Annotated in this window: 16 protein-coding genes and 1 tRNA gene; 7 read left to right on the top strand and 10 right to left on the bottom strand. The window is 51.4% G+C overall.

Features of this window, described 5'->3' with window-relative positions; all coding sequences use genetic code 11:
- Positions 1-1,056: an Ldh family oxidoreductase gene (locus J6J34_RS09655; RefSeq protein WP_301898917.1), complete on the bottom strand. Its 1,056-nt coding sequence runs from the start codon at positions 1,054-1,056 to the stop codon at positions 1-3.
- 84 nt (positions 1,057-1,140) lie between these two features.
- Here J6J34_RS09655 and J6J34_RS09650 point away from each other — a divergent pair, with 84 nt between their 5' ends.
- The 4 genes from J6J34_RS09650 (at position 1,141) to J6J34_RS09635 (ending at position 5,288) form a co-directional block, all read left to right on the top strand.
- On the top strand, positions 1,141-2,175 hold the full coding sequence (locus tag J6J34_RS09650; RefSeq protein WP_301721391.1) for an ATP-dependent 6-phosphofructokinase: 1,035 nt from the start codon (positions 1,141-1,143) through the stop codon (positions 2,173-2,175).
- Between the two features lie 91 nt (positions 2,176-2,266).
- Positions 2,267-3,202, top strand: a complete 936-nt coding sequence (gene speB, locus J6J34_RS09645; RefSeq protein ID WP_301721393.1) for an agmatinase — start codon at positions 2,267-2,269, stop codon at positions 3,200-3,202.
- Positions 3,202-5,118 (top strand): biosynthetic arginine decarboxylase, encoded by a 1,917-nt coding sequence (gene speA, locus J6J34_RS09640; RefSeq protein ID WP_301721394.1) that lies wholly within the window; start codon positions 3,202-3,204, stop codon positions 5,116-5,118. Before speB ends, speA begins: the two co-directional genes overlap by 1 nt.
- A 94-nt stretch (positions 5,119-5,212) precedes the next feature.
- A tRNA-Phe gene (locus tag J6J34_RS09635) sits at positions 5,213-5,288 on the top strand.
- Positions 5,289-5,308: 20 nt separating this feature from the next.
- On the opposite strand, the gene J6J34_RS09630 is transcribed toward J6J34_RS09635, so the two are convergent.
- The 3 genes from J6J34_RS09630 to J6J34_RS09620 form a co-directional block, all read right to left on the bottom strand.
- Positions 5,309-7,600: a heavy metal translocating P-type ATPase gene (locus J6J34_RS09630; RefSeq protein WP_301721396.1), complete on the bottom strand. Its 2,292-nt coding sequence runs from the start codon at positions 7,598-7,600 to the stop codon at positions 5,309-5,311.
- Positions 7,601-7,669: 69 nt separating this feature from the next.
- On the bottom strand, positions 7,670-8,128 hold the full coding sequence (locus tag J6J34_RS09625) for an ATPase (protein WP_301721398.1): 459 nt from the start codon (positions 8,126-8,128) through the stop codon (positions 7,670-7,672).
- Positions 8,129-8,497: 369 nt separating this feature from the next.
- Positions 8,498-9,256 carry a hypothetical protein gene (locus J6J34_RS09620; RefSeq protein ID WP_301721399.1) on the bottom strand — a complete coding sequence of 253 codons (759 nt, stop codon included), beginning with the start codon at positions 9,254-9,256 and terminating at the stop codon, positions 8,498-8,500.
- Positions 9,257-9,506: 250 nt separating this feature from the next.
- Here J6J34_RS09620 and J6J34_RS09615 point away from each other — a divergent pair, with 250 nt between their 5' ends.
- The 3 genes from J6J34_RS09615 to nhaD all read left to right on the top strand — a co-directional run bounded on the left by J6J34_RS09615 (position 9,507) and on the right by nhaD (position 14,037).
- Complete coding sequence (locus J6J34_RS09615) at positions 9,507-11,633, top strand: diguanylate cyclase (RefSeq protein ID WP_301721400.1); 2,127 nt, start codon at positions 9,507-9,509, stop codon at positions 11,631-11,633.
- Between the two features lie 11 nt (positions 11,634-11,644).
- On the top strand, positions 11,645-12,457 hold the full coding sequence (locus J6J34_RS09610; RefSeq protein ID WP_301721401.1) for an SDR family oxidoreductase: 813 nt from the start codon (positions 11,645-11,647) through the stop codon (positions 12,455-12,457).
- A 143-nt stretch (positions 12,458-12,600) separates the two neighbouring features.
- On the top strand, positions 12,601-14,037 hold the full coding sequence (gene nhaD / locus J6J34_RS09605) for a sodium:proton antiporter NhaD (protein ID WP_301834549.1): 1,437 nt from the start codon (positions 12,601-12,603) through the stop codon (positions 14,035-14,037).
- Here nhaD and J6J34_RS09600 read toward each other — a convergent pair.
- The 6 genes from J6J34_RS09600 to gcvP form a co-directional block, all read right to left on the bottom strand.
- The gene (locus J6J34_RS09600) at positions 14,034-14,969 is read right to left on the bottom strand and encodes a LysR family transcriptional regulator (RefSeq protein WP_301721403.1); all 936 of its coding nucleotides are present in this window, start codon (positions 14,967-14,969) and stop codon (positions 14,034-14,036) included. The two genes, nhaD and J6J34_RS09600, sit on opposite strands and share 4 nt — an antisense overlap.
- 97 nt (positions 14,970-15,066) lie before the next feature.
- Entirely contained in the window at positions 15,067-18,240 is a 3,174-nt protein-coding gene (locus tag J6J34_RS09595; protein ID WP_301721405.1) for an amidohydrolase family protein, read from the bottom strand.
- 20 nt (positions 18,241-18,260) lie between these two features.
- Complete coding sequence (locus tag J6J34_RS09590) at positions 18,261-19,805, bottom strand: S10 family peptidase (protein WP_301721406.1); 1,545 nt, start codon at positions 19,803-19,805, stop codon at positions 18,261-18,263.
- A gap of 110 nt (positions 19,806-19,915) precedes the next feature.
- The gene (locus tag J6J34_RS09585) at positions 19,916-21,112 is read right to left on the bottom strand and encodes an NRAMP family divalent metal transporter (protein ID WP_301834550.1); all 1,197 of its coding nucleotides are present in this window, start codon (positions 21,110-21,112) and stop codon (positions 19,916-19,918) included.
- Positions 21,097-23,196 carry a putative bifunctional diguanylate cyclase/phosphodiesterase gene (locus J6J34_RS09580; protein WP_301898923.1) on the bottom strand — a complete coding sequence of 700 codons (2,100 nt, stop codon included), beginning with the start codon at positions 23,194-23,196 and terminating at the stop codon, positions 21,097-21,099. The genes J6J34_RS09585 and J6J34_RS09580 overlap by 16 nt, the downstream gene beginning before the upstream one ends.
- Positions 23,197-23,409: 213 nt before the next feature.
- Positions 23,410-26,295: an aminomethyl-transferring glycine dehydrogenase gene (gene gcvP / locus J6J34_RS09575; RefSeq protein WP_301898916.1), complete on the bottom strand. Its 2,886-nt coding sequence runs from the start codon at positions 26,293-26,295 to the stop codon at positions 23,410-23,412.
- Positions 26,296-26,381: the final 86 nt, after the last annotated feature.

The following is a 26,381-nucleotide window of genomic DNA, read 5'->3' as shown; positions in this document are numbered from 1 at the left end:
TCAGGGTAACGGCTGCTGACAAAACTCAGCGCACCACTCTAATTGACGCCAGGTGGCTGCGCTGTAGCTGATGCCCTGCCGCAACTGCCGCTCCCGCGTGGCTAACGCACCTTCGCCTGGCACCCGCACAGGCTGATTCGGATCAATAGGTTCGGCGGCCTTCACCGCATTAACCAATTGCTGCGCTTGTCGCTCAAAAGCTCCAGCCGTCATCAAGGCAGTCGGATCAACAACCTGCAGCCACACCGTATTGGCATCGCCGTCTTCGGCTGCCGCGTCAGCGCGACCGTAATTACTCAGACCTAAGGTCCAGAACTCACTAAACAGATTCAGCCCAGTGCCTTTATAGCCCAACTGTTCACCGCCTAAACTCGCCAACACGCTGGGTTTTTCGGCAACAAAGGTTTGCGGATCACAGCTGTAATCGCCAGCTGGCGTGATCAGTGCCGGGTACGGCAGTTGACATCCTTCGGCCAGCGCCGTACGTACTTTGCCCGCAGCGGTCATCGACAAGCTCATGTCGAGCAATACGGGTTGCCCGGCGGTGGGCACGCCAATAGCAAACGGATTGGGTGAGAAACATGCGGATTTGGCGCCATGAGGAGCCACCACTTCCTGCGCCGGCGTACTGCACATCATCTGGATCAACATACCGGCCTGCGTGGCCTGCTCCAGGTACACCGCCAGCGCAGCCACATGCTGAGCACGGCGGATAACCAAAGTGCCGGTACCGTAGTCGCGCGCCATATCGATGGCGCGGGAAATCGCCAGGGGAAGTACATATAACCCGGAGAGTAAATCCGCATCCCAAAGCTGAATGGCCGCCCGGCGCTCAATCACCTCTGGCTGCCCTGCGCCTTTGGTCGCTCCCTTGGCTAACGCCTGTAAGTTATAGCGTAGCCGCAGCAGACCGTGGGTTCTGAAGCCCAGTAAATCACCGGCAACCAGGTGCGATGCCATGCTTTGTGCGACGTCTCTTGTCGCACCTTGCTGTTCCAGACAGCGTATCGCCCAGTTGGTCATTGCCTCAGCTGATCGTTTTTTTTCGTTGCTCATGAGCCCCTTCGCTTGTTATTCCGCTGTAGTTCGATAAGCTTACCAAATACTTAACGTCAGGCAATACAGAGGAGTAAGCCGTCGGTGTCTGTCAGCAAAAAAATACAACGGATTGCAGTGCTCACCAGTGGTGGTGACGCACCAGGAATGAATGCCGCGTTGCGCGCGGTCGTGCTTGCCGCTGATCATTATGGTATCGAAGTTATCGCGTTTCGACATGGTTACCAAGGATTACTGGACAATGAATACCTGACGATGAAGCCCAAAGATGTGCTCCATGTGCTGCAATACTCAGGCACCATCATCAAAAGCGCGCGCTGCCAACGCTTTAAAGAAGAAAGCGCAGCGACCGAAGCTGCGGCTAATCTTGAGGCGCTGAATATCGACGCACTGGTGATCATCGGCGGTGACGGTTCCTTTCGTGGCGCTGACCATTTAGCCAATCACTGGCAAGGGCAAATTATTGGCGTGCCGGGCACCATCGACAATGACTTGTATGGCACCGACGCAACCATAGGCTATGCCACCGCTGTAACCATCGCCATGGATGCGCTGGATAAGATCCGCGATACCGCGGATGCCATGGATCGGGTATTTATTGTTGAAGTCATGGGCCGTGAAGCAGGCTTCATCGGTCTTGGTAGTGCAACGGCCGCTGGCGCAGAACGCGTGGTATTGCCGGAGTTACAAAAGGACAAACCCCTCACCGTCAGTGCCTTGGTCAAACATATCCAGCGGGTAAAAGAAATTCGCGGCGAAGGCAGCTACGTCATGGTACTGAGTGAACATCAATGGCCCGGTGGTGCAGTCGCCCTCGCTGAACAGCTCGACGCCGAATACGACCTGCCGTGCCGCCCCTGTTTACTTGGCCACATTCAACGCGGTGGTCCGCCTGCTCCTGCAGACCGGATACTGGCCTCCGAGCTTGGTGTTCATGCCATCGAGCTGATTCTGCAGGGCAAGCATCGGGTCATGGCCGGCATGCGCGCAAATCAGTGCGTGGATGTGCCGTTGCGCGATACCTGGGAAAAGAAAAATCCGCTCGCGAGCAACTTGCTGCGCATTCAGCATGAAATCTTTAATCCAGTGAAGAAAAATCCTCGTATGAATACGCAGTAAAGGAGTAGCATTCCGGGGCTTTTACGCTGATAATATGCGCCCTTGTAAAACTGCCCTTGCTGCCCTGTTGCAACGACGGAGGTGATTGATTTTGAATCAACAATCAACTGATGCGGTAACACCCGTACAAATTGAGACATTAACCCCTGTGCGCGAATTTTTTGGCGCCAAAGTTGATGGAACTATTCACGCCAATGCCACGCACATGATTGGTTTTGGTTTTGATGGCACCGCCTGTTTCCGTAAGGGAACGCGCAATGGCCCCGATGGGCTGCGCGCGGTATCTGAGGATATCGAATCCTATTCGCCTTATTTGGACGCAGATCTCTTTGATCTGCCCTTCTACGATCTTGGCAACCTGTCACTCGGCGAAGGCACTGACATCGAAGGCCAATGGCAACATGCCACGGACCAGTTTGATGCGCAGTTTGGCAAGCTGGATTTAGCCGAGCACAACATTCGCTTACTGACCCTGGGTGGCGAACATTCGATTTCTTATGCGCCGATTCGCAAGTATCTGGCGCAATATCCCGATCTGGTCTTGTTGCACCTGGATGCGCATGCTGACCTACGCGATGGATTCCTGGGTTTTCACTACTCCCATGCGTCGATTATCCGGCGTTGCCTTGATCATTTTGGTCCAGACCATCAGCTGATTCAGTACGGTATCCGCTCCGGTACGCGTGACGAGTACAAATACATGAAAGAGAACAAGACCGTACGCACCTCGCGTAAGGACTTCCTTGAAAGTGTAGCGGCTATCGCAGCCGATCGGCCGATTTACCTGACCCTGGACCTGGATTATTTTGACCCTTCATTTTTGCCAGGTACGGGTACGCCAGAGCCAGGCGGTGAAGACTTTCATTCGTACGTAAGCCTGATGAAGATTTTACGCGAAAAGAACCTGGTGGGTGCCGACGTTGTGGAGCTATCACCGGAAATTGACCCTACAGGTAACTCTGACGTTTTTGCCGCAAAAATCGTCCGCGAATTACTGATTGTTTTAAATGAAAAAGGAGCCCGCTAATGGCTGACGGCAACAGCAACTGGACCATCGACGACGCAGAAGAACTCTACGGCGTTCGACGCTGGGGCGCGGGCTATTTCTCGATCGGCGACAGCGGCAATATTCAGATTGCCCCGAATCATCGCCTACCTGATGTCACTATTGATATGAAAGACGTGTTGGATGAAATCCGCGCCGAAGGCATTCAACTGCCCGCGGTCATCCGCTTTCATGACATTTTGCGCTCACAAGTTGAGATTTTAAACGAGACGTTTGCGCGAACCATTGAAGAAGCCAGCTACACCGGCAAGTACAGTGGCGTATTTCCGATCAAAGTGAATCAAATGCGCGAAGTGGTCGAAGAAATCATCGACGCCGGCGAACCCTACAACTATGGTCTGGAAGCAGGCTCAAAGCCCGAGCTTATGGCCGTGCTTGCCTACAATGAAAATCCAGACGCGCTGACGGTGCTGAACGGCTACAAAGATGAAGACTATCTGACCCTGGCGCTACTGGGTCGTCAGTTACGCCGTAGAATGATCATCGTCATAGAAAAATTCAGCGAGCTGGAAATGCTGATTCCGTTGGCGAAAAAGCTCGGTGTGCAGCCATTGATTGGCCTGCGCAGCAAGATGATGGTGCGCAGCTCCGGTAAATGGGCCGGCTCAAGTGGCGATCGGGCCAAGTTTGGCCTAAGCATTACCGAGATCCTCAACATCATCGAACTGCTGAAAAAAGAAGACATGCTCGACTGTGCGAAGTTGCTTCATTTCCATATCGGCAGCCAGATGTCCGACATTCGTAAAGTCAAAGAAGCGGTGTCTGAAGGTGCACGCCTGTATGCCAAGTTGATTAAAGAAGGCGTACCGCTGGAGTATCTGGATATCGGCGGTGGCCTTGGTATCGATTACGATGGCACCAGCTCAACCACAGATTCTTCCCGTAACTACTCCACCGACGAGTACGTTGCCGACGTGGTCTACGGGGTGAAACAGATTTGTGACCTGGAGCAGGTTCCGCACCCTAACCTGGTTAGCGAAAGTGGCCGGGCGATTACGGCACACCATAGTTGTGTCGTCACCAATATCGTCGGTGAAATCAAAAACACTGGTGCCCAGTTTGATATCAGCGCCAGCGACGGCGAGCATATTCTGGTGAGTAACATGCGCGAACTGGTCAACAGTGCCGACATGCACCCGCAGGAGCGTTACAACGACGCGGCATCGTACAAACAAAGTGCTTATGAAGCCTTTAAACTTGGCATTCTCTCGCTCAATGAGATGGCCAAGTTAGATACCATGTACTGGCGCATTCTGGTCGAGATCCACAGCTCTCTGGATCGTGAAAGCTTTGTGTTTCAGGAACTGGAAGAGCTCGAAGACATGCTGGCCAGTCAATATCTGTGTAACTTTTCGATTTTCCAGTCGGCGGCAGATACCTGGGCCATCGGTCAAGTGTTGCCTATCGTCCCTGTAAGCCGTTTAAATGAAAAACCTGAGGTGCGCTGCTCAATCGTCGATATCACCTGCGACAGCGACGGTAAGCTCTCAAAATACATCGAAGGCACAGAGATCAGCGACAACATTCCTATGCATACGCTTCACAAAAACGAAGACTACTATGTGGGCATGTTCTTAACCGGCGCTTATCAGGATGTCATGGGAGATATGCATAACCTGTTTGGTCGTTTGACCGAGGTCCATATCTATTGCCACGACGACGAACCGGGCGACTTTTACATCGAAGAAGTGGTTCCAGGCACCTCAGCAGAGAAAGTGCTCGAAACCATGCAATACAACACCGATTTCATGGCCAAAACCGTGAAAAAGTGCATTGACCGCGAAGTTCGTAAAGGTCACATCGCCCCGCGGGAAGGCGTACGCTGGACGGACTATTATGAAAAATGTCTGGCGGGCAGTACCTACTTAAAGGCGTAAAAACCAGCAATCTGCGTATTTCCTGAGCAAACGGTCGAAAATCGCTAAAAAGCGGTTGACTCTGACCGCAAAAACTCGTTTAATACGCCCCGTTGCCCAGATAGCTCAGTCGGTAGAGCAGAGGATTGAAAATCCTCGTGTCGGTGGTTCGATTCCGCCTCTGGGCACCATTATTCTAAAGGCCTCGCACTCATGTGCGGGGCTTTTTTCGTTTTGGTGATGAAAACTGGCGCTTCAATAGCAGTGAATTACCGATGACTGACAGCGAACTTGCAGTCATGGCCACGACACCAATCATTGGGTGCAGCAAGCCTACCGCGGCAATGGGAATGGCAGCGACGTTGTACGCACTCGCCCAAAGCAAATTTTGCAAAATCTTACCGAACGTCGCCCGCGATAAATGCATCGCGTCGACAACACCAGTAAGCTCACCGCGCACTAAGGTTACGTCTGCGGCCTCAATGGCCACGTCGGCGCCTGCGCCGATGGCTATACCCACGTTGGCTTGCTTTAAGGCTGGCGCATCATTAATGCCGTCGCCGACCATAGCTACGTAGTTACCGTATTTTTCCTGTAATTTGCGCACCGCATCAACTTTTCCAGCAGGCAATACTCCAGCCTGCACTTCGTCGATCCCTACTTCGTTAGCCACGGCACGAGCAGCACGTTCATTATCACCGGTGATCATCACCACGTGCAGACCAAGCTCATGCATACCGCGAATAGCGGCTAACGATTCCTGCTTAATGGTATCGGCAACGGCAACAATGCCGCGTGCGCTGCCATCAACCGCAACCAGAACTGCAGTTCGGCCCAGGCCTTCTAACTTGTCCAGCTCCGAATCGAAGTCCTTCAGGGCGCCAACATTCTCTTCATCCAGCAACCTGCGGTTGCCAATTAACACAAAAGCCCCATCCACCCACCCTGAGACCCCTCGAGCACCAGTTGAGCGAAAATCAGTAACCTCAGCGGATGACACATTACGCTCGACAGCTCCTTCAACAATGGCTCTCGCAATTGGATGTTCCGAAGCATTTTCCACCGCCGCCGCCCAGTGTAGGAGTTCCTGCTCAGTAACACCTTTTGCGGTTACCACTTCGGTCAACTTAGGCTGACCTCGGGTAATAGTGCCGGTTTTATCCAACACCATAACCTGAATATCTTTGAACGTTTGAATGGCTTCGCCCGAGCGAATTAAAATACCCCGCTCGGCTCCGATACCCGAGCCAACCATCAAGGCTGTGGGCGTTGCCAAACCCAACGCACAGGGACAGGCAATAACCAATACAGCTACCGCTGACAATATCGCGAGTACGAGGTTGCTTGCATCAGGGTCAACCCAGGGTAAAAAGCCTGCGCCCCATTCCAGAACAGGCCGCAAGGTATCCGCCGCAAGCAGCCATACGATAAAGCTAACCAGTGCAACCAACAAAACGATGGGGACAAAGCGACCGGTCATACGGTCAGCAAACTCCTGAATAGGCACCCGCGAGCCCTGCGCTTGTTCAACTAACTTAATAACCTGAGACAAAAAGGTGTCACCGCCCACTTTGGTCACTTTGACCCGCAAGCGACCTTCTTTATTAATCGTTGCGCCAATAACAGTATCACCTTTAGATTTAAAGACTGGGACGGATTCGCCGGTGGCAATAGATTCGTCCAGGTGACTTTCACCATCCACTACCTCACCATCGGTCGGGATCTTATCGCCGGGCCGGATCGCCATAATATCGCCGGGTTTTAGTTCTTTGACAGGAACTTCTGACTCTTTACCATCTCGCTCTACACGAGCCGTTTTTGCGCCCATGGTTACCAATTTACGAATCGCTTGAGATGCGCGTCCTTTCGCTTTAGCTTCGAGATAACGTCCCAGTAAGTGGAACGTCATGATGGTGGCAGCCATTTCGATAAATGAGGTCATGGTGTAGAAAAAGCCGACCAGGCCAATGAGATAAGGCGGAACACTGCCAAGAGAAATCAGCACATCCATGTTGAATGTGCGATTGGTAAGCGAACGCCAGCTTGACTTATGCGTCGCAGCGCCGCCAAACAGAAATACTACAGGGAATGCTAATACAGCTATGATGGCCAGATAACCCGGAATAGGTTGCCAAAACATATGTGGCACCATTAACAGCATAATGAGGGTCGTGGGTATCCCGGCAATCCACAGCCGCTTGGCGGCTTGGCTTAAATAAGCCTCTTCGATTGCGACATCCTGGCCATAATCATCGTTATCTAGAGTCGATACTTGAGCAACATCATAGCCAGCCTTTTCTATGGCTGTTTTCATTTCCTCAAGGTCTAAAACTTCTGGATCATAATGAGCTTCGACGCGATGAGCCGCAATGTTGGTTCTGACATCACCCATGCCCTTCAGTCGTTTCAACGACGTTTTTACTATTCCTGCGCAATGATCGGATCCCATCCCGGGTACCGTGAACCTTACCCGACTCTTGTCGCCTTTCATTGTTTTGCTCATGGTTATCTCCGAAGCGATAGCTCCAGTCAAACCGGGGCTTACCGGTGAATAATCAACGTTCCCAAAAAGCTACATATCAGAAAAGCGGTTCGCTGTTTGTACCATTCGTTTTATCTCGTTTTCTTCTACATTTTGGATCGTTTCGAGCAACTCTTTTGCACTATTTATATCGACACGAGAATAAAGATGATTGTAAAGTTCGAGCACCTGTTCATGATGGTTGACTATCTTCTCCATAATGTGCGACATATCCATCTCTTTAAAAGGTGAATCGCAGTGACCATGTTCAACAATTGGGTGTTTATCAATATAGTCATAACACCAGGTATTCAGTGCTTTTTCCTCAGCAATATTTTCAAATCCTTTCACCATACGCTCAAGACTGCCCTCATGCTCGGCCAAATAACGAAGGATCATCTGCGAGCGCTCGTCCTTGTTCTGCTTAGAGCAATGTAGCAAGCAGTCTTTTAAGTTACGGTGAAAAGAAATCGTCCAATTGAGCACATCTCTAATTGTTTCGACTTGCATATCCCCTCTCCTCAGAGTGATTATTTTTGATTGCGTTTACCACCTGAACCTGTTGGATCTCCATGACAACTGCAGGGTGTGAGGCTCAATTCTTAGCGTACGTCTTACACGATTCATTAAACCTATAATCAATAATAGCTCATGCGTCTTACAATTGATTACCCGATCCAACGTTCTGGTTATTCCTAATGCCAATCATGCACCCAAATTAGTCGAGTCACAGAAATTCCAGTGAGCAGCGCATTGACGTGAGTAGCTGCGGCGGTGAGCATGTGCGGGGCTTTTTTCGTTTCGGCAGGGTCGAATACAATCAAGCGGGCGAAGAGCGTTAGCGAGGCCCATCCCTGAGCCTGGCTAAAGCTATGTGGTTTACTCTGATGATTCTGGCATGTAGCTCAGATCTTGGTGCAATGCGTACATGTAGCTCCACCATTCACTGACTGATGCTCTGAAATCGGCTTGTAGCTTCTCAGCTTTTTTCTTGCCAACTGCTGTTTCAAGACGCTTCCAGACACCTGGATCTTCGGCATCTAAGGCAGCGGCATCAGCATAGGGTTCAACGACAAAGAAGTGAGAGGAGTCGCGTCCGCCCATTTTGTAATACCAGTCTGCGCTTTGTCCCCCATCACCTTTGATGCCTTTCTCGATTGCTGCCACGGTTTTCTCGAATAATTCGAAGTCACTCACCGTAAAATAATAGACAACAACAAAGCTGGCAGCGGACGGTTGGTCAGAACTCCAGTCAGGCATATAGCTTGCTATCTGATGGTCGGTTGAATCCAGATGTGGTAAAACACGTTCTTGTACCACTCCGCGGCAGCTTTCATCCGTAGCGTCATCAGCAAAGAACTCTTGCCAGTTCTCATAGTTGCCCGTGACAACAAATACACTGCCGGGCCCCTGGATGCGACTCCAAATCCACCATGGTGTGTCATCACCGGCATTTTTATAACACTCGCGAACCGCTTTCACGCCATCCATGAAGGCCTGGGTGTGACCCAGCTTCACCGACAACTCGGTTGTGGAGAGATAAAAACTCTCCCGTTCGTGATTATCTGCGCTGGCGACCTGACTTAGGAGTGGCGTTATACAAAAACAAACACTTATTAGTAATAAAAATTTCTTCATTGGTTTTTCTCCTGAAAAACTTGGTTTAGATCATCCCTTCTTGAACCACTAAGGCATCTGGCCTTAAGGCTTGAATATAGTCGAAAAACCAGCAGGGAAAGGCTTCTATAGCAATAGACGGGGGCGGCGGTGTACATTTTGTGACCACCTGTTAACCAAATTAGGAAGTAAAAGGCGGCATAGATTTCGGGTTCACCTGCTTGTTTTTTATGCTAACCTCAACTTAACTTTCTTTTTTTTAGGTGACATTGTGCGAAATGCCAGTGTAAATCATCATCTTACCAACGTTTCCTGGGGTCTGGGCTACGGCTCTGTTGCCGCCATAATTAACTATTTCCTCGCATTCGAGGTTTACGGTTCGGTGACGATCCTACTGGGCCAGATGATCGTATTTTTGGCGCTATTTACCCGTGGCCTCACCGCCGCTGTTATCGCGGCGTTAATGGCTTCCGCTGCCGTCTACCTCTATACCCAGAACGCCTTTTTCTTCATCACCCTCATTTCAGAAGTGTTAACTGTCTACCTGCTGTACCGTCGCAAAGTTCCTATTTTATTGGCGGACCTCCTATACTGGGTGTTACTGGGCATTCCTATGTCCTATCTCTACCTTCCGACAGTTCTCGATTTGCCGACAGATTTTCTGGTCATTATTATGGCAAAGCTGGTGTTCAACGGCTTGCTGTACACCGCCCTGGCGATTTTGCTGTTCCAGCTGGTTCCCAAAAGTTGGCGCGTGGTGCCCATGAAACCGGTATCCGACTCCCTCACGGGTCGAATTTTTTACCTCAGCTTTCTCTGTATTGTCGTCACATCTTTATCCTTCTCTTTCCTCTATACCGTGCGTTCAGCACAGCAGATAGAACAACAAATCGTTGCTGACATCGGTGCCAAAGCAAACAGCCTGCGTGAAGTCACTGAGGATTTCGTTACCGATTATGTGGTCGCGGTGCGAAACCTGCGCGATAGCATGGCTTCGCTTGCTAGTTTTGAGGAGCAACTCGAGTTAATGGCACTGACCCAGAATAATTACCCAAGCTTTGTCTCCATGTTGCGCGCAGATGCCAATGGCAAGATCTTGCATGGCGTGCCAACTGACCATTTTGGTGAAGTTCTGACACAAACCTCAACCTTGCCGGATATTGATGACCGTAATTATTTTCAGGCGCCAAAAGCGACCCGTGAAGGCTATGTTTCCAGTGCCTTCAGGGGACGTGGATTCGGGACGCAGCCCATTATTGCCATAAGCGAGCCGCTGCTTAAAAACGGGGAGTTCATGGGGATTGTTGAAGGCTCTCTGGATATTCCAGAGCTGAACCGCCTGGTACGGCGCACGGATATCGATCCACGGTATCAATCAGTGGTCGTTACCGATAACGATAACCAGGTTATTTTCGCCTCTGATCAACTTAATTTAATCGCACTGGCAAGCTTTTCACCACGTAACCTGCTTAATTTATATACGCAGGACTTACCCTTAACGCGACTTCAGAATCGTGACATGCTCTATACCCAGCGCTTGAACAAATATGGCTGGAATATTTATGTATTCTCGAGTCCCGAACAGCTTACTCAATTATTCGCTCATAATCTGATTGTTTTGTTTGTTTTTCTCATTCTGATAGGCGCTTTGTTTGCTCTGGTCACCCGCCGCTTCGCACGCGAAATTACACGGCCATTGGAGAGTCTCGCTGAGCAGCTGAATCATGACACCGACCTGCCTCTTGCTATCGATCAGTCCGAGATGAGTCGTGAGGTACGCACCATTGCAGACAATCTTATTTCCGCACGTAAGTTGATGGTGAACTTTAATCGCCAGCTTCAAACTCAGGTCCAGGAAAAAACTGCCGACCTGGAGAAATTAAATGGCAAGTTGGAAAAATTAGCCCGGGAAGATGGCCTAACTGAATTGTTAAACCGCCGTACCTTCGATGATCTGGCGGAACAGCGCTATCACGAAGCTATGGCCACCCGTAAGCATGTTGCCCTAATTCTGATGGATATTGATCACTTCAAACGCATCAATGACACCATGGGTCATCCCGTGGGCGATGAATGCATCCGCATGGTTGGGCTGATACTGAAAGAATACTTCGAGCGCAAAGGTTGTCTGGTTGGCCGCTATGGCGGCGAAGAGTTTGCCGTGTTTGTCAGCGAAGTGGATGACCTGCGTGCACTTGCTAAAGAGTTCCAGGACGCACTCGCCACCTCGTGCCAGGTTGAGGGACAGATGATCCCGCTGAACATGAGCATGGGCATCGTCGAAGTACGCAGCAGCTTTTCCGGTGGTAGCTTCCGCCGTTTGGTTGCGCATGCCGATAAATTGCTGTATCAAAGTAAAGATTCTGGCCGTAATCGCATTTCAATTGAAACCTTGTAGGACCTACTAACATGCACAACAAACGTATCGTCATCACTGGCGGCGCCAGTGGACTGGGATTTGCTTTGGCTCAATTAGCAGCAAAGGCGGGCTGGCGAGTGTGCATTGTAGATCGCGATGAAGAACGCGGTGAGGCAGTGATTAGTAGCTTACAGCGGTTACAGGCAGATAGCTTTTTCATGCCCGGCGATGTCACCCGGATCAAAGATCTTGAGCAGGTTGCCGAAGCTCTGACCGAGCGCTGGCAAGGCGTTGACGTGGTGGTAAATAATGCAGGCGTGGCGCAGGTGGGCAAGCTCACCGATACCAGCATCAGCGACTGGCAATGGATTATCGATATCAACCTGCTCGGTGTTGTGCGTGGCTGCAAAGTCTTCGTGCCTATGTTGCAGCAACAAGGCGGGGGTCACATTATTAATGTAGCTTCTATGGCTGGTTTACTGGATGTGCCCAATATGAGCGCCTATAACGCCACCAAAGCTGCAGTCGTGAGCCTGTCAGAGACCCTGCAAAACGAGCTTGCCGGGGACAACATTCATGTCGCTGTCGCTTGTCCCTCGTTTTTCAAAACCAACCTCGGCAAAGGCATGCGCTCCAACATTGAAGGAATGGAAGCGAAGCTCGACAAACTCATGGCGTCGAGCAAATTGAACGCGACCGATATCGCCAAAAGTATAATGCGTACTATCGAACGGCAACAAAGCTATACATTACCTCACCGTCAGGGCCGCTTTGCCTGGTATTTAAAGCGTTTCCTGCCCCGTAGCTGGTACCGCCGCATTCTGCATAAGTCAGTGAAAAAGCACGATAGATCAGATAGCTAACCTTTATATAGAGCTACCTTTTTCGAGGTATCTCTTTATTCCTTTAACAATTTACTAATCCCTCAGCTGCCGCCATCATCTTTTGTGGTAGTATGCCCGCGCAATCCTCCCTAACAACCTTTGTGTGCAAGGAAAATAGACACATGTGGAAGCTACTTCTTGTTGCCTTCGCTTTCTTAATCGTTAGTCCTGCAGCATTCGCTGCGTCAGGGCCCTTGGATTTAACTACTTCAACCGTTGGTATTATCGCACTGGTCATCTTTACCGCGGCTTATGTGCTGGTCATGGGCGAAGAACGCCTGCATATGCGCAAGTCTAAACCCGTTCTGGTCGCTGCCGGGCTGATTTGGATGATGATTGGCTGGGTCTACATCGATCAGGGCTTTCCGGGCGTCGCTGAAGATGCCTTCCGGCACAACCTGCTGGAATTTGCCGAGCTCATGCTGTTCCTGTTAGTGGCGATGACCTACATCAACGCGCTGGAGGAGCGACGTTTGTTCGATGCCTTGCGCTCATGGATGGTAAAAAAGGGTTTTACTTACCGCCAGTTGTTCTGGATATCCGGTTGTCTTGCATTCTTCATCTCTCCCATCGCCGATAACCTGACCACCGCCCTGCTGATGTGCGCGGTGGTTATGAAAGTGGCCGATGGTGACAAGAAATTCATTGGCATGAGCTGCGTCAGCATCGTTGTTGCGGCAAACGCTGGCGGCGCATTTAGTCCTTTTGGTGATATCACCACGCTGATGGTCTGGCAGGCAGGCATTGTCGAGTTCCATGAATTCTTCGTGCTCTTCATCCCCTCAGTACTGAACTACCTGGTACCGGCGCTGATCATGAACTTTTTCATCGACAACAAAAAGCCGCACGCGGTGTATGAAGAGGTTGAATTAAAACGCGGTGCACTGCGCATCACAGGGCTATTCCTGCTCACTATAGCCACCGCTGTGTCATGCCATATGTTCCTGCATTTGCCGCCAGTGCTGGGCATGATGATGGGCTTGGGTTACCTGCAGTTCTTCGGTTATTACCTGCGTATGACATTGCCAGGCTCGCTGGCCCGTAAACGCGCCATGGCGGAGCGCGCCGGCGATATCGAGCGCTTAAAACGTCTCGGGAGTGTGGTTCCTTTTGATGTCTTCAGCCGCGTGCAACGCGCCGAGTGGGATACCCTCTTGTTCTTTTACGGCATTGTAATGTGTGTGGGGGGCTTAGGCTTTTTGGGGTACCTGCATCTACTTTCCGACACCCTCTATACACAATGGTCACCTACCTTAGCCAATGTCGCTCTGGGGGTCATGTCTGCCGTTATCGACAACATCCCGGTCATGTTTGCCGTCCTTTCCATGCAACCTGATATGTCCCACGGGCAGTGGCTGCTGATTACCCTGACGGCCGGTACCGGCGGCAGCTTGCTATCGATCGGTTCAGCTGCGGGTGTGGCACTGATGGGGCAAGCGCGCGGTTACTATACCTTTGCTAGTCACCTGAAGTGGGCGCCGGCAATCGCCTTAGGCTTTATTGCCAGTATCTTTGCCCACTTATGGCTAAACGAACACCTCTTTACCATTTTTGGTTAAGGGTTCTCCGCGGTTTCGGCCACCAGTTGCCGGAACCAGCGGTGGCCAGCGTCATGCTGCAGTAGCGGACTCCAGATCATAGTTAAATCGAGATCTGGAATTGCAAAAGGCGGCTGACGCAGGGTCAGTTCTTCATCATCTTGATACAGCAACGCTGCCCGGGTGGGGAGCGTTGCTATCAATCCTTGCCGCGCCAGATGCATGGCAACGTGATAATTACGGGTAAAGACCCTGATATCACGCTTGTGCCCGAGCTGGGCCAGAGCTTCATCAACCCAGCCGAGCTTCTGTGCGTCATGGGGATCCATACCAACGCCTACGCCAAAGCCAGTTTTGCTGACCCAGACGTGCTCCGCCTGCAAGTAATTCGCCAGACTGTAGTCCTGCAATAACGGGTGATCGTTACGCATCAGGCAGGAAAAATCGTCTTCCCACAGGGCTTTTTGATGGAATGACTGCGGCAGCTTCTCAAAACGGTTGATAGCAATATCGACTTTACCGTTTTCTACGTCATGAAAGCTGATATCGCTCGGCGTCATGATATCTAAGGTCACCATCGGGGCCTGGGCTTTGAGACTGGCAAGCAACTTTGGCATCAAGGTTGAGGCGGCGTAGTCTGAAGCCATGATACGAAACACGCGATCCGTAGACGCCGGCTCAAAATCGCGGGCCGGCTGCACCATTTCTTCCACGGAATATAAGATCTGACGCACAGGGTCCTGCATGCGCTTTGCGGTCTCCGTCGGGATCATGCCTTCACTGGTACGCACCAGAATCGGATCATTGAGCAAGCTACGTAGACGCTTTAAGCCGTTACTCATGGCGGGTTGGGTAATATTGAGCTGGGCAGCGGCTTTGGTCACGTTCCGTTCGCGTAACAGCATATCCAGATAGACCAGTAAATTGAGGTCAATGTCTTTTATATTATTCATAAAAAAAATAAATCCCGCTATACGAATATAGCGGGATTATAACGAGCTTCTGGTAAAGATACAGCCACAGCTGAAAATTTCAGCCTACGACCTTGGTCTATTCCCAGAAAAATGCTGCGCGCGGAGCGGCTTCCGGTACCAACTGGTTCATGTTGGTAGCATCGTACAAACGGCCGTTGACCATGGTATGAGTAACCCGATCGGTGACGCGAATGTTCTCCAGCGGATTACCATCAATAACGATAATGTCCGCCAACTTGCCCTCTTCCAGGGAACCGATCACATGGTCCAGACCAAACTCCATGGCTGGGTTAATGGTGGACGTCGCCAAAGCTTCCAGCGGCGTCATCCCGCCTTGCGCCATCATCCAGATCTCCCAATGCTGCGCGAGTCCTTCACGTTGACCATGAGCACCTGCGACCACTTTCACACCTGCATCGGTTAAACGCTTTGCAACTTCAGCATTATTGATGTGGTTATAGTGGTGGTCAGGCGCAGTTTCGCGACGCATGGCCTTGCCGACTAAGTTATCCTGCGGCACGAACTTGGATAGTTTTGGATGTTTCCAGACGTCAGTCTTGGCGTACCAGTAGTTTTCACCCCAGATACCGCCGTAGGCCACACCTAAGGTTGGCGTGTAATAAACGTCCGTTTGCTTCCAGAACTGCTCAATGTCGTCATAGATTTCAGCCACCGGGATTGAGTGCTCAATGGTGGTGTGACCATCTGCAATCATCGACAGGTTGTGTTGCAACAACGAACCGCCTTCTGGCACCACCATCATCTCGAGTTCACGACCTGCCTGAATAACCTGCTGACGTTGATTACGACGTGGCTGGTTGTAGCTCTTCACCGAGAAAGCACCGACTTTTTTCAGGCGTTCAAGATGGAACTTGGCATCGTCCAGACTATCGATGTGAGAGGTATAGCCTGGTCCGTTCGCGCCATACAAAATGGTACCGGTCGAGAACGTCCGCGGCGCAGCGATAAGGCCTGCTTGTTGCATTTCGCTGGCAGTAAAGATCTCCGACGTATCATTGGATGGGTCGTGAATCGCAGTTACGCCGAAAGCGAGGTTGGCATAGGCCTGCCAGTTCTGCTCAGGAATGATCTCATATTCACCCTGACCACCGTGCGCATGCCCGTCAAACAACCCAGGCATCACCGTTTTACCGGTGGTATCGACAACGTAAGCATCGCTTGGGATCTCCACATCGGCAGCACGGCCGACCGCAATGATTTTATTGCCGCGCACCACAACCGCACCGTTGGTGATCACCTTGTCGCCGTCCATGGTAATGACCTGGCCACCAACAAAGGCTACGGTTTCGTCGTGTATCGCAGTATCCGCTGAGAAACTGATATTGCTGCCACTACTGACTTTATCAAACTCAGTGTCACCTTTATCAATAGTAAATAAGCCACCGACTGACGCATGATAAAGCTCAGGCCCTAATGACCAGTAAATATTTTTACCATCTGCGGTCCAGGAAATGTTTTCACCGGCGCGCACCGAGAGCTGCTCGACAGGGAACTGCTTATCACTCGGACCAATAGTGATTGGCGAACCACGTTCGACCAAAGGTGTCACAAATACTTTAAAACGCTCAGCAAAGGCCAGGTGCTGACCATCTGGCGATACCCGGTATTCAGTGGCATGCTCAGAAGTATAGAGTGTGCGTTGTTCTTTCGTTGCCAAATCAACGGACATTAACTGTTGTGCGCCCGCTGAACTCATCAGATAGACCCGATCGTTGCGCGCACCAAACTGTGGCTGGAAGCCGCCTTCACTAACGAGTCGCGGCTGCGCGTCAGCAGCTAATGACAAGTGATAGACCCCCGGATTCAGACCGTAGGTGTCCGGTGTCAGATAACCACCGCTGACTTTCCGGTAAACCACAGAGTTGCCATCCGGGCTGAATACAGGCTCAATAAATTTGCCTTTGCCCGTCGGCAATACACGCTCTTTGCCGCTGTTCAGGTCACGAACGATAAGTTGTCCCTGCTCCTGATCATCCCAGGTGACATAGATAAGCTTATCGCCATCGCGGGAATAACTTGGATAAAGCTCCCAGGCACCCTCACGGTCGGTCAGACGCTGCGGCTTTCCGTTTGGCAGAGCGCGCTGGTACAAGTGACCTAACGCTTCATAGACCACACTTTCGCCATCAGGGGCGACTTGCACGCTACGTAACATTTTCACATTGAACTGGTCTTCACCCAGACTTTGTTTGAAATGCAGTGCCGTCTGGACTTTTTTAGTGGTCTCAACGGTAAATGGTATCACCCGCGCCTGACGCGTTGCCACGTCAAGTTTCATGATCTTACCGTCAGCCCAGAACACGATAGACTCGCCATCGGCAGTCCAGTCCATGGTCGGATAAACACCGTGAATCGCCCAGGTTTCCTGCATGTCGCGGTCAAGCTTGGTGTACAGGCGCTTTTCTTCACCGGTTTCGAGGTTGTAGGTGTACAACACGCTGTTGAAGTCTTCGCGTTTGATGTACGCCAGGTGCTTGCCATCAGGTGAAGGTGTCGGACGGATTGCACCGCCGGCACCACCGAGTAACACGTCAATGTCACCGGTTTCGCGATCAAAACGCTTGATGGTGTAGATACCCTCTAAGGAGTCCTTGCTGTAATGAAAGGTTTTGCCGGGAGTATCATCCTGCGAGAAATAGATGTAACGCCCGTCAGGAGAGAACGCTGGCTCGCCCAGATCTTTTTGATCGTTGGGGCGCTCGGTCAGCTGTACACCGCTACCACCGTTCACGTGATACATCCAGACTTCACCGGCTCCAAGAGAGCGGCGCGCAGTGTAGTGTTTCCGAGCCACTAAGAACTGGCCGTCAGGGCTCCAGGCAGGGCTGTTCAGCAGGCGGAAGGTTTCATTGGTCACGGCACGGGCATTGCTGCCGTCTGCATCCATGACCCAGATGTTGTCGCCACCGTCAGCATCAGAAGTGTAAGCGATATACTTCCCGTCAGGGGAGAACACCGGCTGCATCTGCCAGGCAATACCACCGGCAATCAGCTCCGCATCACCGCCGCTGGCGGGCATGCGGTAAATGTCGCCAAGTAAGTCAAACACCAGCCATTTGCCGTCCGGACTTAAATCAACGTTCATCCAGGTGCCTTCATTGACCTTGATCTGAACGTCTTTAAATTCGCCTTGTGGCGCCTGTACGTCCCATGTTTCTTCGGCTAGAGCCTGGACTGGCAGCGCCAGAGCGACGCTGACCGCAAGGGCCAGCGTGGTTAATTTTTTCATGATTAGACCTTTGTGTTGTGTTATTGCTTCGCTTCGTATTTCGCGGCTTCACCTTTAGCAGGCACGGTCGACTCAATAAACGTACGTACGTCACTGTTTGCCGACTTAAGATCTTCTGCGCGTAAATACATCATATGACCGCTGCGATAGCCTTTAAAATCGATCCGGTCCGCCATACGACCGCTTGGGTCAAGGTGCCAGGTCGTGTACTTGGCATCAAAGTAGTTGGTCGCACCATCGTAATAACCTGACTGCACTAAGACATTCAGGTAAGGATTTTGCGCCATTGCCTGGCGGAGGTTTTCGCCAGTGTTGTTATTGCTGCGATCCCATGGATGAACAGGACCGAACATGTTGTATTTAACGTCGGTCTTGTAGTTCAGCTCTTCACGCAGGTAGTAATTAATCGCAGGCGTGAACGAGTGTAACCACGACGTCAGTTCGGCGTTGTAATCAGGGCTGGCACCAACATCATCACGGTCGATACCAAGATAACGCGAGTCCAGTCGGCCCACGGTTTGGCCACGGTCACGTAATAACTCTTTCCAGAAAAAGCGTGGATTAATATCAAGGTTTGCGCGCAACACAGTTTGCTTACTTAAACCTGAGAACCGCGCGACCTGTTCGGCAACCTGCTCGCGCTCAGCGGCGGGGAGCATCGCGCCTTTGGCCAGCGCCGGCAAATAGGTATTCAGCGTATAGGCTTCAACTTCGTCCAACACTTCCATCAGGTCCTTGCTTTGCAGGTCCTGATTTAAAGCATCGTGATACCACGCGGTGGCGGCGAAGTACGGCAGGCGGTTGGCAGCTTCCACCGGACCCAGACGATCGATACCGATTTCCGTAGGAGAAACCAGGATAACGCCGTTCAGATACATCCACTGGCGATTTTGTAGCGCCAGAGCTAAGCCGGAAACCCGTGTCGTACCATAGCTTTCACCAATCAGGTACTTCGGCGAGCGCCAGCGTTCATGACGGGTGACAAAGGTATTGACCCAATCCGCCAGGTAGTCGACGTCCGCGTTGACGCCAAAGAACATTTTTTGCTGTTCACTCTTCGACGGCATTTCGCCTTCTGCGTTAGGCAAAACGCGCGAGTAGCCGGTATTCACCGGGTTTACGAAAACGATATCCGCCACATCTAAAACGGAGTGTGGGTTATCTTTTACGCCGTACGGCATAATTGGAAAGCCTTCATCGTCGACGCGCAGGGATTTTGGACCGGTGTAGGCGATATGCATCCACACTGAAGCTGAACCAGGACCACCGTTGAACGAGATCAGCAATGGCCGCTCTTCACGGTTTTTTACGTCCTGGCGCTCATAATAAGTGAAGAACAAAGCTGCGGTAGCTTCACCTTCGTCGTTAAAGACCGGTTGCGTACCCGTGGTCGCCGTATACTCAAAGCGCTCGCCATTAATCGAGGCGCGGTGATTGGTCACAACCACATCGTCAGCGGCAATTTTTGCCACCGGAGCACCGTGATCATCTGCCAGGCTTAGTGGGCTCAACAACAACGCAGCAGTAACACAGCTCGCGCTGATAGCTCTGGATAAAACATTCATTAGCATCAACCTCATTGTTTTTAGAGTGCCTTCATTTAAGGGTATGTAGGCGCAAACCTCAAGCTCTGTGAGTCCAATGCCACGGATTTGCGGATGACTCGCACCACTGCCTAGCCCAGCACCAACCAGACCAGATAGACCAGGCTAAAACCACATAAATACGTGAGTCCTAGCCAGGCCCAAATATGTAACCCCATCGCCATCCGTTGCTTGCGCACCAGAGTGTAGTTTAACCAGGCAAAGAATGGCGTGGTTAAAAATGCCAGAGTCATGGCAAAACTCAGCATGGGACCCAGCGCGCTCTGAAAGTAAAGAATCACTAACATACCGGCAATGGCCTGACCGATAATCCATAAGCGCAGGCTGCTTCTGCGGCGGCTAATGAGGCGATAGCTTTCACGCAGTGTACGGGCGTAGCCATCAAGCACCGCCAGGGTCGTACCGAACATGCACAAGAAGGCGATGCCCCCTACAAAATACTCTGACCAGTCACCAATGGTGGCGCTGTACATGGATACAAACTGCTCAGCAAAGGTCACACCGGCCATAGCAATCGGCTGCGCTGCACCAAATTGCACCAGCGCTCCTAGGGCTAAGAATAGTAATGCCAAGATCACCGTCGCCCAATAACCAAGGTTAAAGTCGAACAAGCCATCGCGAAGTGTTAACACGGTGAGTTTTTGCTTGCTGCGCAGCCACAACGAATTAATTGCCGATAGCTCAATGGGAACCGGCATCCACCCCATCATTGCCACCAGAAACGCTAGCGCAGAAAGCTTCCAGGGGGATGGCGGCACAAAATCTGCGGGCGGCGGCACATGATTGAGCCAGGCCATCACCACCGCAACGACGGTAGCAAGCGTCAGCGCCACCATAATCCACTTGGAGATCAGATCCAGGCTGCGGTACTGGCCGCCGAGCAGCACGATAAGGCACGCAAAAAGAATCAGCCAACATAACAGACTGAGGCTGAGTCCCGGCAGAAATAACTGCAACAAGCTGGCGGTAAGCAGCAGCACGCCGGCCGTATTGACAACCGCGGCAATGACATTGAGAACAGCAAAGCCCCAGAGGTACAGACGGTGTTTACGGTAGTAACCGCTTACTAAGCTTTCGTTATGACTGAGGGTGTAAGAGACCCCGAACCGGAAGAACGGGTACTTCAGAATATTGACCAAGGCCACCAGCCACCACAGCTGCCAACCAAATAATGCACCGGCCTGAGTTGAGGCGACTAAATGAGATGCGCCCACCGCTGCGGCAGCAAGAATAATACCAGGACCAAGTGTTTTTAAGGATGGAGCCATTGTTTTTCAAATTCTTCCGGTGACATAGGACGGGCAAAGTAAAAGCCTTGACCCTGTTCGCAGCCCAGCTTTTGTAGCAGCATGGCCTGCTCTTCGGTTTCGATGCCCTCAGCAATCGTTGTCAGTCCTAAGGTTTTTGCCATAACAAGAATGGTATTAACCAGCGTTTTACTCTGCTCGTCAAGCGTCATTGCATGCACAAACGAAATATCTATTTTTAAAATATCAACATCGAACAACTGCAGATAGGCAAGAGATGAGTACCCCGTACCAAAGTCATCAATCGCTAACTCAAAGCCATACTCACGCAGTCGTTTGGTCACCGCAAGTGCTTGTCTGGGATCAATCATCAGGTCACTTTCGGTGATCTCCAGAATGATAGAGCTGGCCGGTAAATCGCCACAGATACGGACAAATTCGTCGACCATGTCAGCGGACGCAAATTGTTGCGCGCCTACATTAACCGAGACCGGTGGAACCTGTTGGTAACGCGTTTGCCAATCCTCAATAAGGGCGCAGGTTTTCTTTAAGACCTGCCAGCCCAGTTCGGGCAGAACCCCTTGCTTTCGGGCAATGGCGATAAAGGTATCCGGAGGTACCGTCCCCAACTCATCGTCGAACCAGCGACACAAGACCTCAGCACCAAGACACTGCTTCGAGTTGAGGTCTATTTGTGGTTGCAAGTGCACGGTAAGTTCCTGGTTTTGTAGCGCACGAAGGAAACGTTCGGTCTGACGACGCTCCAGACTCACCTTCTGTTCTAAATCTGTATCGAACGTGCAATAGCTCAGCTCATTTTGCTTGGCTTCATACATCGCGATACTCGCCTGCTGCAGCAACTCAGAGCCGGACTGCGCAGTTTTTGAAAACGCCCCGCTGACTTTAAAGTTGAGTAGTAGCTGATGGTCGTGAACCGCTATCGGATCAGCGAAAAGCTGTGTCAGGTGGTCCGCCAGTTGCAAAAAGTCGCCAATACCCGCGCTGTAATTTGCACTGACCACCACAAACTCATTGCCGGTAATCCGGGCCAGGAAGGCTGACTGATCAAATTTACGCAGCTCCGCTTGTAGTTGCCTGGCGATAACACGCAACAGCGTATCCCCGGTCTGTAAGCCAAAACGCTGATTGATGGCGCGAAAACCACGAATATCGAGAAGGACGAGTAACAGATCTGGCGCCGATGTTTGTTCATATTCCCGTTGCAAAAAGTCCAGTAGCGCCGGGCGATTGGGCAGTCCCGTCAATTCATCACTAAAGGCGATTTCGGCAATTCGCTGCTGCTGCAAATGCTGCTCAGTAATATCCCGCAGGAAGCCCTCAAAATGGGTGATATCGCCGTTGTCTGAACGTACTCCCTTACCTTGCTCCCATACCCACCGCACCGCGCCATCTGCGCGGATGATCCGATAATTAACCTGAAAATAGGAGTCGCTGGCCACTGCCAACCTTATTGCCCGGTCCAGCTCATCACGATCCTGTGGGTGAATAAGATCAGCATAGGCGATTTCGTTATTGTTGAGTAACTGCTCAGACTGATAGCCGGTGACCTCGTACACGCCCCGACTCATCATTTCCATGGTCCAGCAGCGGTCGTTTTTGCAGCGGTAGGCCATGCCGGGCAGGCTATCCATCAACGTCACTAGCTGCCGCTGGCTTTCTTTAAGGTGGTTGGTGAAGCGCATTTGCGCCAGCTCAGCAGCTGCCTGAGAGGCGGCGACCTGCAACAGCGCCAACACATCTGTTGAATACTGCATTGGCGCGTCATTAAGAATCGCCAGCAAGCCCAGTTTGGTGCCCTCAACCGTCAGCATGGGCACGCCGATGTAGCTTTCTGCGCCAAGCGTCTGCAGCATCTCATCATCAGGAAAGCTTTGACATACACCTTCATTAAAGATGCAGGAGTCGGAATTTAAAACGCTCTCACAGGGCGAGCCCTGCAGGTCATAGCTTCCTGATGTCTGATGACAACCGCCCGAGAAAAACGAGATAATATGGGCCCGTTTGGGATCGTGATCAAAAACCTCAGACACCATGACATGGTCAGCACTAAGCAACTCACTGAGCAGTCTCGTGAGATTTTCTATAAATTTGAGTTCACTTTGCGCACGAAGGTTTTCCGCCAGCAGGTGAAATGCTTTTTCCAGGTTGACCCGATGGATGGCTTTTCTCCCCCAACCATTTGAATTAACTTTTTATTTTCATAAATACTTAGCATAGATATGTTCATGAAAAGGTCAATAAAAAAAAGGGACTCAAATGAGTCCCTTTTTGTTCGTGTGAGCTTTTAGTGAGCTTGCTTAGCGATAGCTCTCAACTGCCGGGCAGCTGCACATCAGGTTACGGTCACCGTAGACGTCATCGATACGATTGACGCTTGGCCAGAATTTATTGGCCGCTACTGCTGGTACCGGGTACACGGCAGTAAAGCGATCGTAAGGACGATCCCAGTCGTTATCGGTGATATCCGCCAGGGTGTGCGGCGCATGATGCAACGGGTTGTTGTCCTGCGGCCATTCGCCCTCTTCCACTTTACGAACTTCATTGCGAATGCAAATCATAGCTTCAATGAAGCGATCAAGTTCAAACTTGGACTCGGATTCCGTTGGCTCTACCATCAAGGTTCCCGCGACCGGGAAGCTCATGGTGGGCGAGTGGAAACCGTAATCCTGCAGACGCTTCGCAATGTCCATCTCAGTCACATCACAGCTGTCTTTGAGCTGACGTAAGTCGATAATGCACTCGTGCGCAACACGGTCGTTGCGGCCTTTGTACAGGATTGGGTAGTGTCCACTGAGTTTCTTGGCCACGTAGTTGGCATTTAAAATGGCAACTTCGGTCGCTTCGCGCAAACCGCGTGAGCCCATCATGACAATGTACATCCACGAAATCGGCAGAATACTCGCGCTACCAAAAGGTGCCGCTGACACTGCGCCGTTGTCCAGGTTAGTACCATGAATAGGCACGACTGAGTGGTTCGGCAGGAAGGGTGCCAGGTGCTTCTTGACACCGATAGGACCCATACCAGGGCCACCGCCGCCGTGCGGAATACAGAAAGTTTTATGCAAGTTCAGGTGCGATACATCTGCGCCAACGTAACCCGGTGAGGTGACGCCGACCTGCGCATTCATGTTGGCGCCGTCGAGGTAAACCTGGCCACCGTGTTCATGTACGATGTCACAGATGGTGCGGATACCTTCTTCGTAAACACCGTGGGTTGACGGGTAGGTCACCATGATGCACGACAGTTGGTCGCCTGCTTCTGCTGCTTTTTCCTTCAGATCGTCCAGATCAACGTTACCGTTCTTGTCACAGTCGACCACCACAACCTTCATACCCATCATCTGTGCAGATGCCGGATTGGTGCCGTGCGCTGAACTTGGGATCAGGCAGATATCGCGATGCGACTCACCGCGGCTCTCGTGGTACTTATGAATAGCCAACAAGCCGGCATATTCACCCTGAGCACCCGAGTTCGGTTGCATCGACATGGCATCGTAACCGGTAATATCGATCAACCAGTTCGACAGGGTTTGCAGCAACTCATAATAGCCGGATGCCTGGTTTTCCGGGCAGAACGGGTGTAACTGACCAAACTCTGGCCAGGTGACCGGGATCATTTCTGCGGTGGCGTTCAGCTTCATGGTGCATGAACCCAGCGAGATCATGCTGTGGTTCAGGCTCAGGTCTTTATTCTCAAGCTTTTTGATGTAGCGCAGCATCTCGGTTTCAGAGTGGTGCGTATTAAAGACTTCATGGCTCAGGATTTCGCTTTGACGGCGCAATTCTGCTGGAATCGAGTGACTATCGCCAGCACCTGCACGCGCGTCCAGAGTATCGATTTCAAGGCCATGCTCATCACCAAACAGAGCATTAAACAGAGTCTCAACATCAGCGCGGGTCTTGGCTTCATCCAGACTCACACCAAATTGATTATTCCCATCCACACGCAGGTTGAAGCCATGCTCGACGGCACGGTTGATAATGTCTTGCTCGTTGCCCTCAAGCTTAAAGGTCAGGGTGTCGAACCACTGTGAGTTGACGACTTCAACGCCTTTATCCTGCAGGCCAAGCGCAACGATGTCCGTTAAGCGATGGATACGCTCGGCGATGGTACGCAGGCCTTGTGGACCATGGTAGACGGCATAAAATGACGCCATATTCGCCAGCAGCACCTGTGCGGTACAGATGTTCGAATTAGCTTTCTCACGACGGATATGCTGTTCGCGGGTCTGCATCGCCATCCGCAGGGCCAGATTGCCACGGCTATCTTTGGATACACCAATAATACGGCCTGGCAGTGAGCGCTTAAATTTGTCCCGCGTCGCAAAAAAGGCAGCGTGTGGTCCGCCGTAGCCCATAGGTACACCGAAACGCTGTGCCGAGCCAAATACCATGTCGGCGCCCATCTCACCCGGCGACTTCAGCATGACCAGGCTCATAATGTCCGCCGCCACTGCGACGATGCCTTTGTTGGCCTGGATGTCTGCAATTAACTGCTCGATGTTGTGCAACTGACCGAAGCGGTCAGGGTACTGCAATAAGGCACCAAACACATCGTGTTCCGTGGCTTCACGGGCAGGCGCGATGATCACTTCAAAACCGAACATTTCCGCACGGGTTTTCAGTACGTCGATGGTTTGTGGGTAGACGTTATCGGCAACGAAGAAGGCATTGGATTTATTTTTGCTGACCCGCTTTGCCATCGCCATGGCTTCGGCAGCAGCAGTTGCTTCATCCAGCAAGGAGGCACTGGCCAGCTCAAGGCCGGTCAGATCCATGGTCATCTGCTGGAAGTTCAGAATGGCTTCCAAACGTCCCTGTGCAATCTCTGGCTGATAAGGGGTGTAAGCTGTGTACCAACCCGGGTTTTCCAGGACATTTCGTAAAATGACATTCGGCACCAGAGTGTCGTAGTAGCCCATACCAATGTAAGAGGTCAGCACCTTGTTCTTACTGGCAATGGTTTTTAACTTGGCTAGCGCTTCACGTTCAGAAAGGGGCTCACCGACTTGTAAGAACGGGTCACGCAAAATTGCGCCAGGCACCGTATCCTTGGTAAGTGCTTCGAGTGAATCAGCACCGAGTTCGGCAAGCATTTCGGCTTGCTCATCAGCACTTGGTCCAATGTGACGACCAATAAATTCACCATGATTTTCTAACTGCTTAAGCGTTGCTGTGGTCATTTACTTCTTGTCCCTTTATTGGGGTTGATTCAGGGGAGCAGGAAACACAAAACCCCGGTGCATTGAACCGGGGTTTGTGCATTCCA

Source organism: Pseudidiomarina terrestris, assembly GCF_030466405.1.
Lineage (GTDB): Bacteria > Pseudomonadota > Gammaproteobacteria > Enterobacterales > Alteromonadaceae > Pseudidiomarina > Pseudidiomarina terrestris.
The sequence above is the reverse complement of the archived record's forward strand: the minus strand, read 5'-3'. Positions and strand labels throughout refer to the sequence as shown.

What these genes read in the sequence shown, in the direction of transcription:
- J6J34_RS09655 (WP_301898917.1), bottom strand. Translation starts at nt 1,056, where the DNA reads ATGAGCAACGAAAAAAAACGATCAGCTGAGGCAATGACCAACTGGGCG.
- speA (WP_301721394.1), top strand. Translation starts at nt 3,202, where the DNA reads ATGGCTGACGGCAACAGCAACTGGACCATCGACGACGCAGAAGAACTC.
- J6J34_RS09630 (WP_301721396.1), bottom strand. Translation starts at nt 7,600, where the DNA reads ATGAGCAAAACAATGAAAGGCGACAAGAGTCGGGTAAGGTTCACGGTA.
- J6J34_RS09625 (WP_301721398.1), bottom strand. Translation starts at nt 8,128, where the DNA reads ATGCAAGTCGAAACAATTAGAGATGTGCTCAATTGGACGATTTCTTTT.
- J6J34_RS09620 (WP_301721399.1), bottom strand. Translation starts at nt 9,256, where the DNA reads ATGAAGAAATTTTTATTACTAATAAGTGTTTGTTTTTGTATAACGCCA.
- J6J34_RS09610 (WP_301721401.1), top strand. Translation starts at nt 11,645, where the DNA reads ATGCACAACAAACGTATCGTCATCACTGGCGGCGCCAGTGGACTGGGA.
- nhaD (WP_301834549.1), top strand. Translation starts at nt 12,601, where the DNA reads ATGTGGAAGCTACTTCTTGTTGCCTTCGCTTTCTTAATCGTTAGTCCT.
- J6J34_RS09600 (WP_301721403.1), bottom strand. Translation starts at nt 14,969, where the DNA reads ATGAATAATATAAAAGACATTGACCTCAATTTACTGGTCTATCTGGAT.
- J6J34_RS09595 (WP_301721405.1), bottom strand. Translation starts at nt 18,240, where the DNA reads ATGAAAAAATTAACCACGCTGGCCCTTGCGGTCAGCGTCGCTCTGGCG.
- J6J34_RS09590 (WP_301721406.1), bottom strand. Translation starts at nt 19,805, where the DNA reads ATGAATGTTTTATCCAGAGCTATCAGCGCGAGCTGTGTTACTGCTGCG.
- J6J34_RS09585 (WP_301834550.1), bottom strand. Translation starts at nt 21,112, where the DNA reads ATGGCTCCATCCTTAAAAACACTTGGTCCTGGTATTATTCTTGCTGCC.
- gcvP (WP_301898916.1), bottom strand. Translation starts at nt 26,295, where the DNA reads ATGACCACAGCAACGCTTAAGCAGTTAGAAAATCATGGTGAATTTATT.